Origin of the sequence: Arthrobacter sp. I3 (assembly GCF_000520575.1) — a bacterium.
Classification (GTDB): domain Bacteria; phylum Actinomycetota; class Actinomycetes; order Actinomycetales; family Micrococcaceae; genus Arthrobacter; species Arthrobacter humicola_A.
Genome location: NZ_AZSB01000555.1, coordinates 1 through 2,289 on the forward strand (window position 1 = coordinate 1; position 2,289 = coordinate 2,289).

Consider the following 2,289-nt stretch of genomic DNA (forward strand, 5'->3'; position numbering starts at 1 on the left):
CGCGATTCTTCTGGATTACGACCTCGCCTTCCGCGGGCGCAATGCGGTCGTCGATCTGCGCCCAGTAGGAATCCGCCGGAAGGGTCTCCGTGGGGATCTTCGAGTACCACAGGCCCATGTCGTTCGTCCCGGAGGTGGCGTCGCGGTTGCGGTACACGTTCGTGGTGTAGAAGACCGGGACGCCCTTGGCGCGCGCGGCCTCGTTGATCCGCTGGACGTTCGGGATGATCTCCTCCATGCCCGGGCAGCTGAACGGGTGACCCGGACGGGTCCAAGCGTTCGCGAGGTCGATGTGGATGACGGCGGGGCGGTTGCCGTAGCCGATCCGACGCTTGAAGCCTCGCTCGTTGTAGATGCCCGTGCCTGCTTCGAACGCCTCCTCCAGCACTGCTGCAAGACGGGCTTCGATGTCGTTGGACGTCTCTGTCTCTGCTGTCATGGTTCTCTCCACTCTCTTGGCTGTTGTGTTTCTAAGCTAGCAACGAGGTTGCTGTACTGGATACTGTAGCGCACGAACCGGCGCACCACCAGAGGTGCCCGGAGTCTGCATCTCCACCGGACCAACTTCTCGATAGGGCGAGCATCGGCGAGTGCGTCACTCCGGCAGCCCGGCGAGGGGCCGGTTCGCGGCCCGCCCACCCCAGCAACACGGGCTGAGGCATCCGCAGTTTTCCCGGCGGAAACATTCGTGCCAAGCGATGACACTATCCGCCGGTTTCTCTATTGAGGCTCGCCTTGCTCCACGAGCAACATCGTCGGCCCGCCAGGTCAGTTATGCCGGGTGGGTAGAGCGCAAAGTAGGCCAACGTGCGTTGCTCCTGTTGTGACTATGTTGCTAGCAAAGCAGCCGATCCCTTCGGGACGAGGCAAAAGCAGGAAAGCCTGCCGAAGCTCGGATGTAGTTTGAGCGGAACACTTTGAAGGCCCGCCAAGGTGGGCCTTCTGTCCGTTAATCTCACGTCCGCAGTGTGGAACTGACAACCTCAGTGAGGCGGGTACAGATTGCGGCATATGATGGCCCCAAAGAGTGGCGGGATAGTCACGTAGCGCGAAAGGATGAAGGTGGCAGGCAGGCCGAGGCATGACAACGGGCAGGTCCAAGGAGCTGCGGCGTCACTGTTGAACGGTCTTGCTGTCCTGGAAGCCTTTTCCGTTCAAAGTCCGGTTCTTGGCGTGACTGAGGTTGCTCAGCGTGTTGGCCTCCACAAGAGCACGGTCTCACGCATTCTTAGCGGTCTAACAGAAGCTGGATATGTCCAGCGGGATGAGGAGACGGGACGGTATCGGCTCGGGCTGGGCCTCCTCGCGTTGTCCGCCCCCTTGCTGGCGGATCTGGATGTCCGCCGCGCCGCGGTTCCGTATTTGGAGAAGTTAACCGAAAGCACCCAAGAGACCAGCGCTATCTCGGTCTGGAATGGTCACGAGGCCATCGTCGTGGAGCAGGTTGCCAGCCCGAATCTGGTCAAACACACTGCCACCATCGGAACCCGGTACAACAAATTCGAGAGCTCTTCAGTGCGGATTTTCCTGGCGGAGCTGGCGCCGGCTCTCGCGACGGAACTGATCGAATCCGGGCAGATACTACGCACGGCAGGAGATGGTTTGCCTTTGGACCACACCGCCCACCTGCAGGAAGTCGCCCGTCAGGCATACGCCATTAACGACGGTTCGACTACGGAGGAGGAGTTTGGGGTCTCCGCTCCGGTTCGGGATTACCGGGGCAAGGTGGTTGGGTGCATCACTGCATCCGCCCCCCGTTCCCGCGTGCAAAAGCACGCCACCAAGGATGCTCTGGTTCAAGCCGTACAACAGGCTGCCTCGGAAGTATCCACCCGCTTGGGCTGGGCGGCCTCGCTTCCGGGGTGATTCATCCACGCGGCTAGGCGAAACGTCAGCAACATCATGTATTCGACCGCATTCAGATCGAGACGCTTGACCGCGCTGTCGCACTCGGAAAGGGTCATCCGAGAGGGAGCAGCTGCCAACTTCGAGGGGGTGGCCCTGCTTGAGGCTCCGTCGGTCCCTGCTCTGGCAAACCACCGAGGATCACGGCTCGCAGGCCCATCGGCTCCTGCTCGGATCAGCCAACAGCGCCGTCAGCGACCTGGATCTGTTTCCCCGGCAGGTGGCCCAACCGTGTAGACACCCGCGCCGCGGCCTCGAGCACGGCTTCGCGCAGGATCGACTGACTCTGCATGTACTGCACTCGGGATCGGGGCGCGCTGGCTGTGATGCAGCCGACGACTTCGCCCCGGTAGTCCCGCACAGGAGCGGACACGCCGTATTCCT

At 61.9% G+C, this 2,289-nt stretch carries 2 protein-coding genes and 1 pseudogene; 1 reads left to right on the plus strand and 2 read right to left on the minus strand.

The genetic code is table 11. From position 1 onward, the window contains the following. A partial coding sequence (locus Y706_RS0102655) for an isochorismatase family protein (protein WP_043434349.1) occupies window positions 1-439 on the minus strand: 439 nt, incomplete at its 3' end. Between the two features lie 680 nt (window positions 440-1,119). Between Y706_RS0102655 and Y706_RS0102660 the strand changes: the two genes are divergently transcribed. Then, window positions 1,120-1,866 carry an IclR family transcriptional regulator gene (locus tag Y706_RS0102660; protein WP_253906677.1) on the plus strand — a complete coding sequence of 249 codons (747 nt, stop codon included), beginning with the start codon at window positions 1,120-1,122 and terminating at the stop codon, window positions 1,864-1,866. Window positions 1,867-2,080: 214 nt separating this feature from the next. On the opposite strand, the pseudogene Y706_RS0102665 reads toward Y706_RS0102660, so the two are convergent. After that, window positions 2,081-2,289, minus strand: a pseudogene (locus Y706_RS0102665) (IclR family transcriptional regulator C-terminal domain-containing protein); the annotation flags it as partial.